The sequence below is a fragment of the Blastococcus sp. SYSU D00868 genome (assembly GCF_054050575.1).
This window is the reverse complement of sequence record NZ_JBJGZO010000005.1, coordinates 173,182-187,579: the sequence shown is the minus strand read 5'-3', so window position 1 is coordinate 187,579 and position 14,398 is coordinate 173,182. Positions and strand designations below refer to the sequence as shown.

Annotated in this window: 16 protein-coding genes; 9 read left to right on the top strand and 7 right to left on the bottom strand. The window is 74.8% G+C overall.

The genetic code is table 11. The features are described 5' to 3' along the window. Positions 1-10: 10 nt before the first annotated feature. Both ACI79F_RS06830 and ACI79F_RS06825 read right to left on the bottom strand, forming a co-directional pair. Positions 11-547: a PaaI family thioesterase gene (locus ACI79F_RS06830; RefSeq protein WP_456545547.1), complete on the bottom strand. Its 537-nt coding sequence runs from the start codon at positions 545-547 to the stop codon at positions 11-13. Next, positions 537-1,049 (bottom strand): winged helix-turn-helix transcriptional regulator, encoded by a 513-nt coding sequence (locus ACI79F_RS06825; RefSeq protein WP_456545548.1) that lies wholly within the window; start codon positions 1,047-1,049, stop codon positions 537-539. Before ACI79F_RS06825 ends, ACI79F_RS06830 begins: the two co-directional genes overlap by 11 nt. An 80-nt stretch (positions 1,050-1,129) precedes the next feature. On the opposite strand from ACI79F_RS06825, the gene ACI79F_RS06820 reads away from it, so the two are divergent. Next, a complete protein-coding gene (locus ACI79F_RS06820) occupies positions 1,130-2,350 on the top strand; it encodes a thiolase family protein (protein ID WP_456545549.1) in 1,221 nt (406 codons plus the stop codon). A 197-nt stretch (positions 2,351-2,547) separates the two neighbouring features. Here ACI79F_RS06820 and ACI79F_RS06815 read toward each other — a convergent pair whose 3' ends face one another. Genes ACI79F_RS06815 through ACI79F_RS06805 form a run of 3 tightly spaced genes read right to left on the bottom strand, consistent with a single transcriptional unit; the run spans position 2,548 to position 6,064 of the window. Beyond that, positions 2,548-3,372: a succinate dehydrogenase/fumarate reductase iron-sulfur subunit gene (locus ACI79F_RS06815; RefSeq protein WP_456546366.1), complete on the bottom strand. Its 825-nt coding sequence runs from the start codon at positions 3,370-3,372 to the stop codon at positions 2,548-2,550. 25 nt (positions 3,373-3,397) lie between these two features. Beyond that, positions 3,398-5,344, bottom strand: a complete 1,947-nt coding sequence (locus ACI79F_RS06810) for a fumarate reductase/succinate dehydrogenase flavoprotein subunit (RefSeq protein WP_456546274.1) — start codon at positions 5,342-5,344, stop codon at positions 3,398-3,400. Between the two features lie 12 nt (positions 5,345-5,356). Next, the gene (locus tag ACI79F_RS06805) at positions 5,357-6,064 is read right to left on the bottom strand and encodes a succinate dehydrogenase cytochrome b subunit (RefSeq protein ID WP_456546275.1); all 708 of its coding nucleotides are present in this window, start codon (positions 6,062-6,064) and stop codon (positions 5,357-5,359) included. A 176-nt stretch (positions 6,065-6,240) separates the two neighbouring features. Here ACI79F_RS06805 and ACI79F_RS06800 point away from each other — a divergent pair, with 176 nt between their 5' ends. Both ACI79F_RS06800 and ACI79F_RS06795 read left to right on the top strand, forming a co-directional pair. After that, complete coding sequence (locus ACI79F_RS06800; RefSeq protein WP_456546276.1) at positions 6,241-6,849, top strand: sulfite oxidase-like oxidoreductase; 609 nt, start codon at positions 6,241-6,243, stop codon at positions 6,847-6,849. Then, positions 6,842-7,564, top strand: coding sequence for an FAD-binding oxidoreductase (locus ACI79F_RS06795; RefSeq protein WP_456546277.1), 723 nt, complete (start codon positions 6,842-6,844; stop codon positions 7,562-7,564). The genes ACI79F_RS06800 and ACI79F_RS06795 overlap by 8 nt, the downstream gene beginning before the upstream one ends. 85 nt (positions 7,565-7,649) lie before the next feature. On the opposite strand, the gene ACI79F_RS06790 is transcribed toward ACI79F_RS06795, so the two are convergent. Beyond that, positions 7,650-9,119, bottom strand: a complete 1,470-nt coding sequence (locus ACI79F_RS06790; protein ID WP_456546278.1) for a M1 family metallopeptidase — start codon at positions 9,117-9,119, stop codon at positions 7,650-7,652. 125 nt (positions 9,120-9,244) lie between these two features. Here ACI79F_RS06790 and ACI79F_RS06785 point away from each other — a divergent pair, with 125 nt between their 5' ends. The 5 genes from ACI79F_RS06785 (at position 9,245) to ACI79F_RS06765 (ending at position 12,793) form a co-directional block, all read left to right on the top strand. Further along, positions 9,245-9,763 (top strand): N-acetyltransferase family protein, encoded by a 519-nt coding sequence (locus ACI79F_RS06785; protein WP_456546279.1) that lies wholly within the window; start codon positions 9,245-9,247, stop codon positions 9,761-9,763. 105 nt (positions 9,764-9,868) lie between these two features. Next, positions 9,869-10,684 carry a formate/nitrite transporter family protein gene (locus tag ACI79F_RS06780; protein WP_456546280.1) on the top strand — a complete coding sequence of 272 codons (816 nt, stop codon included), beginning with the start codon at positions 9,869-9,871 and terminating at the stop codon, positions 10,682-10,684. Between the two features lie 51 nt (positions 10,685-10,735). Beyond that, entirely contained in the window at positions 10,736-11,638 is a 903-nt protein-coding gene (locus ACI79F_RS06775; protein WP_456546281.1) for an ATP-binding cassette domain-containing protein, read from the top strand. Next, positions 11,635-12,372 (top strand): hypothetical protein, encoded by a 738-nt coding sequence (locus tag ACI79F_RS06770; protein ID WP_456546282.1) that lies wholly within the window; start codon positions 11,635-11,637, stop codon positions 12,370-12,372. Before ACI79F_RS06775 ends, ACI79F_RS06770 begins: the two co-directional genes overlap by 4 nt. A gap of 46 nt (positions 12,373-12,418) precedes the next feature. Beyond that, complete coding sequence (locus tag ACI79F_RS06765) at positions 12,419-12,793, top strand: nuclear transport factor 2 family protein (protein WP_456546283.1); 375 nt, start codon at positions 12,419-12,421, stop codon at positions 12,791-12,793. 7 nt (positions 12,794-12,800) lie between these two features. Here the strand turns inward: ACI79F_RS06765 and ACI79F_RS06760 are convergent, their stop codons facing one another. Then, positions 12,801-13,955: a serine hydrolase domain-containing protein gene (locus ACI79F_RS06760; RefSeq protein WP_456546284.1), complete on the bottom strand. Its 1,155-nt coding sequence runs from the start codon at positions 13,953-13,955 to the stop codon at positions 12,801-12,803. Positions 13,956-14,040: 85 nt separating this feature from the next. Here ACI79F_RS06760 and ACI79F_RS06755 point away from each other — a divergent pair, with 85 nt between their 5' ends. Then, entirely contained in the window at positions 14,041-14,391 is a 351-nt protein-coding gene (locus ACI79F_RS06755; protein ID WP_456546285.1) for an iron chaperone, read from the top strand. Positions 14,392-14,398: the final 7 nt, after the last annotated feature.

The window sequence follows — 14,398 nt, the reverse complement described above, 5'->3', positions numbered from 1 at the left end:
CTGCCGACGGTCAGCCGGGGATCGGGAAGACCAGCAGCGAGCTCGACGCCGTGGCCACGCTGCGGCCGGCGGCGTCGAACACCTCGCCCTCGGCGAAGGCCACCCGCCGGCCGGGCTTGACCACCCGGCCCACCGCGCGCAGCGGCCCGCTGTCGGCGGTGACCGCGCGCAGGTAGGTCACCTTCAGCTCGATCGAGGTGTAGCCGGTGCCCCGGGGCAGGGTCGAGTGGACGGCGCACCCGGCGACGGTGTCGAGCAGGGTGCACACCAGCCCGCCGTGGACGACGCCGATCGGGTTGTAGACCGACTCGTCGACCAGGCAGGAGAACTCCACCCGGCCGGCCTCGACGGCGACCAGGTCCATCTGCACCAGCGGCACGATGGGCGGCGGGGGCAGGACGCCGTCCCGCAGCGCCTCCAGCGTCTCCAGGCCCGAGCGCTCCAGCGCGCCCGCCGCGGTGACCATCGGGTCGTACCAGGTGACGGTGCGCGAGCGGGGCTCGCCCCAGGCGGGCGGCGCCTCGGCGGCGGTCGGGTCAGCGCTCATCGTCGGACTCCTCGTCGGCGGGCAGGCCGGACAGCACCCGGCCGGCGGGGGTGAGCTCGCGGGTGACCCGGGAGCCCATGACGGGCTCGCCGCAGGTGCGGCAGACCCACTCGGCGTCCACCTCGTGGGCGGCGGAGTCGCCGGGGGCGTGGGTGAGGCGGACGGGCGGCTCGTCGGCGGCCCACCGGTTCCCCCACTGGAGCAGCGCCTGCAGCACCGGCAGCAGGTCCCGCCCGGCCGGCGTCAGGTGGTAGCCCGAGCGCGGCGGGGAGTCGCTGTACGGGCGCTTCTCCAGCACGCCGGCGGCCACGAGGGCGTTGAGCCGGGCGGTCAGCCGGTCGCGGGGCGCGCCGGTGCCGCGGGCGATGTCGCTGAAGCGGTGGTTGCCCAGCGACACCTCGCGGACGACCAGCAGCGACCAGCGCTCGCCGACCAGCTCCAGGGCGGCGGCGATCGAGCAGGGGCGGCCGGGCAGCTCGGCGAGGTCGACGGCGGACGTCATGGCTCTAGGTTTGCACATCAAACCGACTCCGGCTAGCGTGCCGCCTCGTCGGTTGGAGAATCGAACTGAGGAGGCCCGCCATGCGGGACGCGGTGATCGTGGAGGCCGTCCGGACGCCGGTCGGCAAGGGCAAGCCCGGCGGGTCGCTGGCCGGGGTGCACCCGGCCGACCTGCTCGCCGGCACCCTGGAGAGCCTCGTCGAGCGATCCGGCGTCGACCCGGCGGTGGTCGACGACGTGATCGTCGGCTGCGTGTCGCAGGCGGGGGAGCAGGCGGCCAACATCGCCCGGCGCGCCGCCCTCGGGGCCGGCTTCCCGGAGCACGTGCCGGCGACGACGGTCGACCGGCAGTGCGGGAGCAGCCAGCAGGCGGTGCACTTCGCCGCCCAGGGCGTGATCTCCGGCGCCTACGACGTCGCCGTCGTCGGCGGGGTGGAGTCGATGAGCCGCGTGCCCATGGGCAGCGCGGCCCGCGGCGCCGAGGACGTGATGGGGGAGCGCTACGCCGCCCGCTACCCCGAGGGCGGGGTCAGCCAGGGCGTGGCGGCCGAGCTCATCGCCGCCCGCTGGGGGCTGTCCCGGACGCAGCTGGACGCGTACGCCGCCCGCAGCCACGCCCGCGCCGCCGAGGCCTGGTCCGCCGGCCTGTTCGCCGACCAGGTCGTGCCCGTCAAGGCCCGCCAGGCCGACGGCTCGCTCGCCCTGGTGACCACCGACGAGACCGTGCGGCCGGGCACCGACCTGGAGACCCTGGCCCGGCTGCGCCCGGCCTTCGCCGACGAGCGGATCGCGGCCCGCTTCCCGCAGCTCACCGAGTGGAGGGTGACGCCCGGCAACAGCAGCCCGCTCAACGACGGCGCCGCCGCGCTGCTCGTGACCACCAGCGAGAAGGCCCGCGAGCTCGGGCTCCGGCCGCGCGCCCGCATCCACACCATGACCGTCGTCGGCGACGACCCGCTGATGATGCTGACCGCGGTCGTCCCGGCGACGGAGAAGGCGCTGCGCCGGGCCGGCCTGTCCATCGGCGACGTCGACCTGTTCGAGGTGAACGAGGCCTTCGCCTCCGTCGTCCTGGCCTGGCAGGCGGAGACGGGCGTGACCACCGACAAGGTCAACGTCAACGGCGGCGGCATCTCGATCGGCCACCCGCTGGGTGCCAGCGGCGCCCGGATCATGACGACGCTGGTCGACGCGCTGCACCAGCGGGGCGCCCGCTACGGGCTGCAGACGATGTGCGAGGCCGGCGGCCTGGCCAACGCGACGATCCTCGAGCGCCTCGACGCACCGGCCGGGATCAGGTGACCTGATCGTGGCGCGTCCTCCCTCACCGCACACCGTGAGGGAGGACGCGTTGCGGTGAGGGAGGACGGCGACCGCCGCCCCCGGGAACGCGAGCGGGCGGGGACCCGCGAGGGGTCCCCGCCCGCCGGCGGCGTTCCTGGCCCCGTCCAGAGGCTCGCCCCGAGCTCGTGAGGGGTGAGGAGGACGGGGTCCTTACATCAGCTCTTCGGCCGGGCGCCGGCGCGCAGCGCGCCGAGCAGGTCGTGGTTGAGCCGGGAGATGGTCTCCATCGAGATGCCCTTCGGGCAGGACGCGGAGCACTCGCCGATGTTGGTGCAGCCGCCGAAGCCCTCGCGGTCCTGCTGGGCGACCATGTTGACCACCCGGTCGTTGCGCTCGGGCTGTCCCTGCGGCAGCAGCCCGAGGTGGGTGACCTTGGCCGCGGTGAACAGCATCGACGACGCGTTCGGGCAGGCCGCCACGCACGCGCCGCAGCCGATGCAGGTCGCGGCGTCGAAGGCGAAGTCGGCGTCCTTCTTCGGCACCGGCACCGAGTGCGCCTCGGGCGCGGTGCCGGTCGGGGCGCTGATGTAGCCGCCGGCCTGGATGATCCGGTCGAGCGCCCGCCGGTCGACGGCGAGGTCCTTGATCACCGGGAACGCCGTCGCCCGCCACGGCTCGACGTCGATGACGTCGCCGTCCTTGAACGACCGCATGTGCAGCTGGCAGGTCGTCGTCTGCGGGTGGCCGTCGTGCAGCCCGTTGCCGTGGGCGCGACCGTTGATCATGACGCCGCACATGCCGCAGATGCCCTCGCGGCAGTCGTGGTCGAAGGACACCGGGTCCTCGCCGGCCATGATCAGCTGCTCGTTGAGCACGTCGAGCATCTCGAGGAACGACATGTCGGGGGAGACGTCGTCCAGCTCGTAGCTGACCATCTTGCCGGGGGAGGCGGCGTTCGGCTGACGCCAGATCCGCAGCGTCACCCGCATGGTGCGCTCCTGGTGGGGCGCCGTGGCGGCCCGGGGGCCGTCCTCAGTCATCGTCACTGCTGACTCCGCTGGTTCGTCACTTGTAGGAGCGCTGGGCGAGGTGCACGTACTCGTAGGCGAGGTCCTCGCGGTGCAGCACGGGGGCGGTGCCCTGCGGCGTCCACTCCCACGCCGCCACGTAGGCGAAGTTCTCGTCGTCCCGCAGCGCCTCGCCGTCGGGGGTCTGGCTCTCGGCCCGGAAGTGGCCGCCGCAGCTCTCGCGGCGGTGCAGGGCGTCGATGCACATGAGCTCGCCGAGCTCGATGAAGTCGGCCACCCGGCCGGCGTGCTCGAGGTTCTGGTTGAACGAGCTCCAGGTGCCGAGCACCTTCACGTTGCTCCAGAACTCCTGGCGGATCTCCTGGATGCGGTCGATGGCCTTGCGCAGTCCCTCGTCCGTGCGCTCCATCCCGCAGTAGTCCCACATCAGCTGGCCCAGCTCCCGGTGGAAGGAGGCCACGCTGCGGGTGCCCTGGATCGACAGCAGCTTGTGGATCTGCTCGGTGACGCCCTGGACGGCCTCCTGGGCCGCCGGGTGGCTGTCGTCGACCCTGGGGAAGGGGCCGTCGGCGAGGTACTCGGTGATGGTCGCCGGCAGCACGAAGTAGCCGTCGGCCAGGCCCTGCATCAGGGCGCTGGCGCCGAGCCGGTTGGCGCCGTGGTCGGAGAAGTTGGCCTCGCCGATCACGAACATCCCCGGGATCGTCGACTGCAGGTCGTAGTCCACCCACAGCCCGCCCATCGTGTAGTGGACGGCGGGGTAGATCCGCATCGGCGTCGCGTAGGGGTCCTCGCCCGTGATCTGGGCGTACATGTCGAACAGGTTGCCGTACTTGGCCTCGACGGCCTTGCGGCCCAGCCGCTGGATGGCCTCGGCGAAGTCCAGGTACACGCCCAGCCCGCCGGGGCCGACGCCGCGGCCCTCGTCGCACACGTTCTTGGCCGCGCGGGAGGCGATGTCGCGGGGCACCAGGTTGCCGAAGGCCGGGTACCGCCGCTCGAGGAAGTAGTCGCGCTCGTCCTCGGGGATCTGCCGCGGGTCGCGGGTGTCGCCGCGCTCCTTGGGCACCCACACGCGGCCGTCGTTGCGCAGCGACTCGCTCATCAGCGTGAGCTTCGACTGGTACTCGCCGTGCACCGGGATGCAGGTCGGGTGGATCTGCGTGTAGCAGGGGTTGCCGAAGTACGCGCCACGCTTGTGCGCCCGCCAGATCGCCGTGGCGTTGGAGCCCTTGGCGTTCGTCGACAGGTAGAAGACGTTGCCGTACCCACCGGTGGCCAGGACGACGGCGTCGCCGTAGTGCGTGCTGAGCTCGCCGGTGACCAGGTCGCGGGCGACGATGCCGCGGGCCCGGCCGTCGACGATGATCAGGTCGAGCATCTCGGTGCGGGCGTGCTGCTCCACCGTGCCGGCGGCCATCTGCCGCTCCAGCGCCTGGTAGGCGCCGTACAGCAGCTGCTGGCCCGTCTGGCCGCGGGCGTAGAAGGTCCGCGACACCTGGGTGCCACCGAAGGAGCGGTTGTCGAGCAGGCCGCCGTACTCGCGGGCGAACGGGACGCCCTGGGCCACGGCCTGGTCGATGATGTTGACGCTGACCTCGGCGAGGCGGTGCACGTTGTTCTCGCGGGCGCGGAAGTCGCCGCCCTTGACCGTGTCGTAGAACAGCCGGTGCACGCTGTCGCCGTCGTTGCGGTAGTTCTTCGCCGCGTTGATGCCGCCCTGCGCGGCGACGCTGTGCGCGCGCCGCGGGCTGTCCTGGTACCAGAACGACTTGACTTGGTAGCCGGCCTCGCCGAGGGTCGCGGCGGCCGAGGCGCCGGCCAGGCCGGTCCCGACGACGATGATCGTCATCTTGCGGCGGTTGGCCGGGTTGACCAGGCGGCCCCGGAAGCGGCGCTCGCTCCAGCGCTCGCCGATCGGGACGTCGGTGGGCGCCTTGGTGTCGGCGATCGGGTCGCCGACGGTGAACAGGTCGAGAGGCATGCCTGGGAGTCCTTACTCGATGATGCCGAAGAGGACGGCGAAGGGCGTGAGCAGGAAGCCGACGGTGATGACGGTCGCGATCGCGGTGGCCGCGTAGTTGACCGTCACCTCCCGGCGCCGGTTGCTCTGCCCGAGGGTCTGCGTGGCGCTCCAGATGCCGTGCCGCAGGTGCATCCCGACGAGGACCACGGCGATCGTGTAGAAGATCACCGACACGGGGTTCTGGAAGCTGGCCAGCAGCCGGTCGAAGGGCGTGCTGTCGTGGCCCTCGCTGTTCACCGCCCCGAACGTCAGGTCGAGCAGGTGCCAGATCACGAAGGCGGCGATGATGACCCCGCCCCAGCGCATCGTCCGCGAGGCGTAGCTCTGCGCCACCGCCTTCTTGGTGACGTAGCCCTGGGGGCGCGCGCGCTTGGCCTGGCGCCACAGCGAGACCGCGGCCCAGATGTGCGCGGCGACCGCGGCCAGCAGCACGATGCGGATGATCCACAGCAGGGTGGAGCCCGGCAGTGCGGGGTTGCCCAGCGTCCGCAGCCAGTGCGAGTAGTGGTTGAAGTCCTCGGCGCCGAAGAACGCCTTGAGGTTCCCGATCATGTGGGCGATCAGGTACAGCACCAGGATGATGCCGCTGACCGCCATCACCACCTTCTTGAAGACCGAACTGGTCTTCGCGGCCTTGGGCGCCCTGCGCTGGCCGGACTGCGTCGTCACCGTCACCACGAGCCCTAACGCTAGGTCGTGGCACTCCGAGCGGCCAGGTAAACGGCAGGTGACTCAGCTCATGTAAGGGTTGCCTAATGCCCGATTCCCGCGGTGGGATCGCAGGTCGGTGTCCGAATCGTGACCTCGGCGATCGTCGGGCAGGCTCGGAGATCTCCGACGAGAGGACGACGACCGTGGCAGGACCGACCCGCGGCTTCCTGGGCCGCCGCCGAGACCGCGACTCGCGGCTGCCCCCCGGCCAGTACGACGCCGGCAGCGACTGGCCGGTGCTCACGGCCGAGCCGACCCCGCGGATCAGCCCCGAGACGTGGAGCATCACCGTCGACGGCAAGGTGGAGCAGCCCACCACGTGGAGCTGGGACGAGGCGCACGCGCTGCCGCGGTCGGAGTACCGCGGCGCCATCCACTGCGTGACGACGTGGTCGAAGTTCGACACCTGGTTCGCCGGGATCAGCGTCGACACCCTGCTCGAGGCCGCCCGCCCGACCGCCGAGGCGCACTTCGTCATGGCGACGTCCAAGACCGGCTACACCACCAACCTGCCGCTGGAGGACGTCACCGGCGGCAAGGCCTGGGTGGTCTGGGAGTACGACGGCGGCCCGCTGCCGGTCGAGCACGGCGGCCCGGTGCGGCTGCTCGTCCCGCACCTGTACTTCTGGAAGAGCGCCAAGTGGGTCACCCGGCTGACGCTGATGACCCGCGACCAGCCCGGCTTCTGGGAGCAGAACGGCTACCACGACCGCGGCGACCCGTGGCTCGAGCAGCGGTACCAGGGTGACTGACCCGATCCAGGGCCTCGGCTCCCGGGCGCCGGCCGGCGGCTGGCGCACGGCGACGGTGCGCGAGGTCGACCGGCCGACCGCGCGCACCGTCCGGCTGCGGCTGGAGGTGCCCGACCGCGTCGACCACCTGGCCGGCCAGCACTACGTCGTCCGGCTGACCGCCGAGGACGGCTACCGCGCCCAGCGGTCCTACTCGCTGGCGTCGTCCCCGGCCGACCCGCTGGTCGAGCTGCTGGTGGAGCGGCTGGACGACGGCGAGGTGTCGACCTTCCTCGCCGACGTCGTCGAACCCGGCGACGAGCTGGAGGTGCGCGGCCCGATCGGCGGCTGGTTCGTCTGGGAGGGCGAGCGCCCGGCGCTGCTGGTGGCCGGCGGCACCGGCGTCGTCCCGTTCGTGTCCATGCTGCGCACCGCCGCCGAGCTCGGCCGGCCGGAGCTGCTGCGGATCGCCGTCTCCGCCCGCACCCGCGCCCTGCTGCCCTACGCCGCGGAGCTGGAGGCGGCCGGGGCGGTGGTGCTCACCAGCCGCGAGGCGTCGGGGATCCGCCCGCCCGGCCGGCTGACCGCCGCGGACCTCGTGCCGCTGTGGGAGGACGGGCAGGACGTCTACGTGTGCGGCTCGACGCCGTTCGCCGAGGCGGCCACCCGGCTGCTGACGGGCCTCGGCGTGCCGGCGCCGCTGATCCGCGTGGAGCGGTTCGGCCCCAGCGGCTGACGGAGGACCTCCCTGCCCCCCACCGCTCGCGAGCTCGCGGCGGGCCCCTGCAGGGAGGCCGACCAGCACGGCTCTCCGGGGTAGCTCAGCCCAGCGAGGCCGGCCGGCCCTCGCCGAGCCACTCGGCGAACAGCTCGTCGAGCTGCCGGCCGGAGACCTCCTCGGCCAGCGCGACGAAGTCGTCGGTGGTCACCGCCTCGCCGGCCGCGGAGCCGAACCACTCGCGGGTGATCTCGGTGAAGGCCTCCTCGCCGACCTCCTGCCGCAGCGCGTGCACCGTCATCGCGCCGCGGTAGTAGACCGACTCGGAGAACAGGCCGTCGGTCTCCGGGCCGGGGTCGCCGATCGCCACCCGCCAGAACGGGTTGGCGGCGGGCGTCCGCGCCAGCCGGTCGAACTGCTCCTGCGCGGTGGACGTGCCCTGCGCCTCGGCCCAGAGCCACTCGGCGTAGGTGGCGAACCCCTCGTTGAGCCAGATGTGCTGCCAGCCGGCCAGGCGGACGCTGTCGCCGGCCCACTGGTGGGCGAGCTCGTGCACGACCACGGTCTCGCCGCTGCTGGGGTCGGTGAAGAACACCGGGGCGTAGACCGGGCGGGTCTGGTTCTCCAGCGCGAAGCCCAGGTCCGGGACGTCGTCGACGATGCCGCCGGCCACGTCGAACGGGTACGGCCCGAACCACTCGGACAGCACCGCGATGACCTCGGGCTGCAGCGCCAGCGAGTCCCGCGCGACCCCCGCCACCGTCGCCGACCCCCGGGCGCGCTCGTCCTCCAGCGCGGGGTCCACGGCGTCCCAGTAGCGGATGCCGTCCTCCTCGTACTCCCGGATGTCGAACTCACCGACGGCCAGCGTCACGAGGTACGGCGCCATCGGCTGCTCCGCCGACCAGCGCCACGTCGTCCAGCCGTCCTCGGTGGAGCTGTCGACCAGCTCGCCGTTGGAGATGCCCTCCAGCCCCTCGGGGACGGTGATCGCCACCTCCACCGAGGCCGCGTCGGCCGGGTGGTCGTTCACCGGGAACCAGCTGGCGGCGACGTCGGGCTGGCCGGCCGCCAGGGCGCCGTCGCCGGTCTGGATGAAGCCGGCCAGGCCCAGGCCGTCGTCCAGCGGCTCGGGCACGCCCTCGTAGGCGACGACCGTGGTGAACTCCGCGCCCTCGTCGATCCCGGCCGCCGGGGTGACGGTGAGCTCGCCGCCGTCGCGGGCCACCTCCGCCTCCTCGCCGTCCACGGTCACCGACGACACCTCGAACCCGAACAGGTCCAGGTTGAACGCCGACAGGCCCTGCGTCGCGGTCGCGACGACCGTGGCCGTGCCGCCGAGGACGTCGGTGTCCGGGTCGAGGCGCAGCTCCAGCGCGTAGCTGCCGACGTCGTAGCCGCCGTTGCCGTCGAGCGGGAAGTAGGGGTCGCCGTACCCGTCGGCGCCCGGGGCGGGCGCCGGGCTGGCGCTGCCTCCCACCTCCGTGGTGCACCCGGCCAGCACCACCCCGCCCGCGAGCAGTGCGCCGGTGAGCGCCGCCGTCCCGGACCGCGCCCTGCGCCCGCGTGTCACGTGTGTTCCCCGTCTGTCGTGGTGCGTCCGTCGCTGCGACGGGTCGGCGCAGCCTGCACCATCGTCCCGCCGCTGCCCAGGGGGGCGCGCGCGGCGCCGCGTCGCCGGGGCGGGAGGATCGCGGCATGCCGCACGCCGAGGTCACCGCGACCACCTGCGTCGACGACGACCTCCGCGCCGTCCTGCTGCGGATGTGGACCGACGTCACCAACGCCGGCGGCGCCGTGGGTTTCGTCGCCCCCGTCACCCCCGACGTCGTCGAGCCGGTCCTGGACGCGCTGGTCGAGCGGGTGCACGCCGGCTCGCAGGTCCTGTGCCTGCTGCGGGTCGACGGCGAGCCGGCCGGCTTCGCGGTGCTGTCCACCTCGGTCAGCCCGCTGCGCCGGCACTGGGCGACGGTGCTGCGGGTGCAGGTGCACCCCTCCCGGCAGGGGCAGGGCCTGGGCCGGGTGCTCATGGCCGGCGTGCACGACGTGGCCCGCGCCCGCGGCCTGGAGTTCCTGCACCTCACCGTGCGCGGCGGCTACGGCCTCGAGGGCTTCTACGAGCGGCTGGGCTACCAGGTGTTCGGCCGCATGCCCGGCGCGATCCGGGTGGCGCCCGGCGACGACCGCGACGAGGTGCTGCTGCTCCACCGGCTGTGACCGCCGCGGCCGCCGGTGTGCCGGCCGGCCGGCGGGGTAGAGCCGCCCGCGACGCGGTGGCCGGTCAGCACCGGCCGGACGAGGGCGCCGCGCGGAGGGGTCCCCATGGTCAGCGCACGCGAGGAGCTGGGCGAGACCGACGCCCCGGCCGAGGACCAGGTCGTCCAGGCGTTCGACCGGATCGTCGACGAGGGCGCCCAGCGGCTGCACCGCTCGTGGCGGGAAGTCCTGACCACCGGCTTCGCCGGGGGACTGGAGGTCGGGGCGGGCGTGGTCGCGCTGCTCGCCGTCTACGCCGAGACCCGCAGCCACCTGCTGGCCGGCCTGGCCTTCAGCATCGGGTTCATCGCCCTCATGCTGGCCCGCAGCGAGCTGTTCACCGAGGGCTTCCTGGTGCCGGTCACCGCCGTGGTCGCCAAGCGGGCGGCCCCGGCGCAGCTGGCGAAGCTGTGGGCGGGCACGCTGGTCGCCAACCTCGCCGGCGGGTGGGTGGTCATGTGGCTCGTCGTGCACGCGCTCCCCGAGCTGGGTGCCACGGCGGTCGAGTCGGCGCGGACGTTCGTCGACGCCCCGCTGGACCTCGCCGCGGTCTGCCTGGCCCTGCTGGCCGGCGCCTTCATCACGCTGATGACCCGCATGCAGCACGGCGCGGCGTCCGAGGCCGGCAAGCTGGCCGCCGCCGTGGCGGGCGCCTTCCTGCTCGCGGGCCTGGTGCTGTTCCACAGCATCCTCGACTCGCTGATCGTCTTCGGCGCCATCCACGCGGGCGGCCCGATGGGCTACGCCGACTGGCTCGCGTGGTTCTGGTACACGACGGTGCTCAACGTCGCCGGCGGGCTGTTCGTCGTGACGTTCCTCCGGCTGGTCCGCAGCAAGGAGCTGATCCAGCGGGAGCGGGCGGCCGTCCGCGCGGGGGACTGACCACCGCCGCGCCTTCCCCGCCCGGCGCGGCCGGGTCGCGATGATCGCCGCGTGATCGAGCTCGACGGGCTGACGAAGGTCTACGGGGACCGCGTCGCCGTCGACGACCTCACCGTCCGCGTCGAGCCCGGCCGGGTGACCGGCTTCCTCGGCCCGAACGGCTCGGGCAAGACGACGACGATGCGCTGCGTGCTCGGCCTGGCCCGGCCCACCGCGGGGACGGCGACCGTGCTCGGCGTCCCGTACCGGCGGCTGGACCGGCCGCTGCGCCGGGTCGGGGCGCTGGTCGACCCGCGCGCCTCCCACCCGGGGCGGACGGCGCACGCCCACCTGCTCGCCCTGGCCCGGTCCACCGGCCTGCCCCGGCGCCGGGTGGACGAGGTGGTCGACCTCGTCGGTCTCGAGGCCGTGGCGTACGACCGGATCGGGGGGTTCTCGCTCGGGATGGGGCAGCGGCTGGGCATCGCCGCCGCGCTGCTGGGCGACCCGGAGGTGCTGCTGCTCGACGAGCCGGTGAACGGGCTGGACCCGGAGGGCATCCGGTGGGTCCGGGAGCTGCTGCGCTCGCAGGCCGCCGAGGGGCGCACGGTGCTGGTCTCCAGCCACCTGATGAGCGAGATGGAGGACACCGCCGACCACCTCGTGGTGCTGGGCCGGGGGCGGCTGCTCGCCGACGTCCCGATGGCCGAGCTGCTCGGCGCCTCGGCCGCCGTCCGGGTGCGCAGCCCGTCCGCGCCGCTGCTGGGCTCGGCGCTGCGCCGGGCCGGCGCGCGGGTGGAGCTGGAGCCGGACGGCGCGCTGCGGGTCGAGGGCCTGGACGCGGCCGGCGTGGGGGACGTCGCCTTCGCCGCCGGCGTGCCGGTGCACGAGCTCTCCCGGGTCGTCGTTTCGCTGGAGGCGGCCTACCTCGCGCTGACCGGCGGCGAGGTCGAGTACCGGGCCGGGCCGGCGTGAGCGCCGACCTGCTGGCCGGCGCCGGGGTGCGGCTGCGCTCGGTGCGCTCCACGTGGTGGTGCACCGCGGCCTACCTCGTCGTCGTGGGCGGCTTCGGCTGGCTGGCGGCGGCGGGGACGCCGACGTCCGCGCGCGCCGACGTCGCCGTGGGGGTGGCGCTCACCGGCTTCGGCTTCGGCCAGCTCGTGCTCGTCGTGCTGGGCGTGCTCGCGGTGAGCGCGGAGTTCGGCACCGGCAGCGCGGTCTCGGCGCTGGTCGCGGTGCCCCGCCGGACGGCGTGGCTGGCCGCCACCACCACCGTCGTCGCGGCGTGGACGGCGCTGCTGAGCGCGGCGCTCGCGGTGCTGTGCGCGGTCGCCGCGCGGGCGCTGGTCGCGGTGCCCGGCGGGGTGTCGCTGACCGATCCGGCGGTGCTGCGCGTGCTGGGGCTGCAGGTGGCGGGGGCGGTCCTGGTCGCCGTGCTGTCGGTGGGGCTGGGCACGCTGCTGCGGTCGACGGCCGGCGGCGTCGGGCTGGGCATGGCGCTGGTGTTCGTGCTGCCCCCGGTGTGCGCGCTGGCCGGCGGCCGGTGGGCGTCGGCGGCCTCGCAGGCGCTGCCGGCGCTGCGGGTGGGGGAGGACGCGTTCCTCGCCGTCGCCACCGGCTGGCCGGTCGGGCTGGCCGTGTGCGGCGCCTGGGCGGTCGGCGCGTGGGCCCTGGGCGCGCTGGTGCTGGAGCGCCGCGACGTCCGGTGACCGACGACCCTCGTCCGGCGCCCCGCGGGCGGCGCAGACTCCCGGCGTGGCCGACGAGCAGGCACTGAGCGGGCTCCTCGAGGCGTTCAACGCGCACGACCTGGACCGGATCATGGCCTTCTTCACCGACGACTGCGTCCTGGAGATGCCGCGGGGGACCGACCCCTGGGGGACGCGGTTCTGCGGCCGCGCGGCCGTGCGCGAGGGGCTGGCGGGCCGGTTCGCCGGGATCCCGGACGTGCACTACGGCGAGGACGAGCACTGGTCCTGCGGGGACCACGCGGTCTCCCGCTGGCTGCTGACGGGCACCACGGCGGCGGGGGAGCGGCTGCGGGTCCGCGGCTGCGACCTGTACGACCTGGCGCCGGACGGCCGGATCCGCCGCAAGGACTCCTACTGGAAGATCGTCGTCCCGGCGTGAGCGGCGGTCAGCGCGGGCCGAACACCGCCGCGCGGAAGGCGTCGAACACCGGCGGCGGCTGGGGCGAGGCCCACAGCTGGTTGGTCAGCAGCACGCCGGTCGCGCCGGTGACCGGGTCGGTCCACCAGGAGCTGCCCAGCCCGCCGTCCCAGCCGTAGGAGCCCGCCGACCGGCCGCCGGACTCGTCGGCGCGGCGGACGCCGATCCCCAGCCCCCAGCCGCCGCCCTCGTCGTCGACCGGGCCGGCCTGCTCGGTGAGCATCGCCGCGACGGTGCCGGCGGCGAGCACCCGCCGGCCGTCGGCCGCGCACCCACCGGCGCCCAGCATCGCGGCGAACGCCGCCACGTCGTCGACGGTGGACACCAGCCCGTCGCCGCCGTCCGGGAACGCCGGCGGGCGGGCCCACTGGCCGTCGGCCGGGTCGTAGCAGTCGCGCCGGCCGTCCCCGTCCGGCGGCGTCCAGTGCGGGCCGAGCCGGTCGCGGGCGTGCTCGGGCACACCGAAGCCGGTGTCGCGCATGCCCAGCGGCGCGAGCACCCGCTGGGCGAGCACCTCGGGCAGCGGCCGGCCGGTCGCGCGGGCCACCAGCACGCCGAGCACGCTCGCCCCGAGGTGGTAGAGCCACCGCTGCCCCGGCTGGTACGCCAACGGCACCGTGGCCACCCGGCGCAGCCACTCGTCGGGCGGGGGCGCGGCCTGCGGCTGCGGGGGCCCGGCCGGCAGCCCGGTGGCGGCCAGCGCCGCGAGGGTCGGCGTCGGCCAGGGCGCGGTGAAGTCGATGCCCAGCCCGAGGCGGAACGTGAGCACGTCGCGGACGCTGATCGGCCGGTCGGCCGGCACCGTGCCGGCGCCGGCGTCGGCCGGGTCGGCGAGCACCACCCGGCCGGCCAGCTCCGGCAGCAGGCGGTCGACCGGCTCGTCGAGGGTGAGCAGCCCGTCGTCGACCAGCGCCAGCGCGGCCGCGGCGACGATCGGCTTGGTCGTCGAGGCGATGCGGAACACCGCGTCGGGCCGCAGCGCCTCCCCGCCGCCGGGGGTGGGGGAGCCGGCGGCGCCGCGGGCCACCTCGCCGTCCCGCGCCGCCCACCAGGCCGCGCCCGGCACCTGCCCCTCGGCGACCGCGCCGGCCACCACCGCCTCGACGTCCGCTGCGAGCCCCATGCCGGTACCGACCGGCGCCCGGCGCCGGACTCATCGGTCCCCCGGGTGCGGCACGATCGCCGCACCGCCGACCCGAGGAGCCGGCGTGACCGCACCGACCACCGTCGACGAGTACCTGGCCGCGCTGCCCGACGAGGCGCGCGCGGTGCTGGGCGAGGTCCGCGCGGCCGTGCTGCGCGGCATGCCCGGGGCGACGGAGACGATCCGCTACGGGATGCCCGCCGCCATGCTCGGCGGCCGCTACGGCCCGCACTTCGCGGCCTGGGAGAAGCACGCGGCGCTGTACCCGGTGCCGGTGTTCGACGGCGCGCTGGAGGCGGAGGTGGCGCCGCCGCGGTCGGGCGAGGACGCCGTCCACCTGCGGTACGGGCGGCCGGTCCCGGCGGAGCTGGTCGAGCGGATCTCCGCGGCGGTCGCCGCCCGCCGCGAGGCCTGAGCGGCCG